Source organism: Xanthomonas sp. SHU 308, from assembly GCF_000364645.1.
Classification (GTDB): domain Bacteria; phylum Pseudomonadota; class Gammaproteobacteria; order Xanthomonadales; family Xanthomonadaceae; genus Xanthomonas_A; species Xanthomonas_A sontii.
The window spans coordinates 1-373 of sequence record NZ_AQOK01000863.1 but is presented as its reverse complement, the minus strand read 5'-3'; the positions used below and the strand labels follow the sequence as shown (position 1 = coordinate 373).

Sequence of the window (373 nt, the reverse complement as noted above, 5' to 3'; positions counted from 1 at the left end):
CCAGCGGCCGCCCGTGCAGCGGTGCCTGCGCGGGCAGGACGGCCTCCCAGCCGGGCTGCGCCGCGCCCAGCGCCTGCCGGCAGAGGTCGGCCAGGTCGAGGGCGACGGCAGGTTCGTCGCGGCCGTCGCGGGCGTAGGCGATGAACTGCGCCAGGATCGCGTCGATCTCGCCGATGTCGCGCTCCATGCCTTCGCGCAGTTCCGGCTCCACCTGCGGCAGCAGCGCCAGCGCGTACTGCAGCCGGGTCAGCGGGGTGCGCAGGTCGTGGGAGATGCCGGCCAGCAGCAGCGCACGCTCGGCCGCGGCGTGGCGCACGTCGGCGCTGGCCGCGGTGAGCGCTTGCGCCAGCGCGGCGACCTCGCGAATCTCGAG

The 373-nt window shown here is 76.1% G+C and carries 1 protein-coding gene; it reads right to left on the bottom strand.

What is annotated here, in order from left to right:
• Positions 1-373, bottom strand: a 373-nt coding sequence (locus D588_RS25915) for a histidine kinase dimerization/phospho-acceptor domain-containing protein (protein ID WP_043086899.1), incomplete at both ends; no start/stop codon positions are given.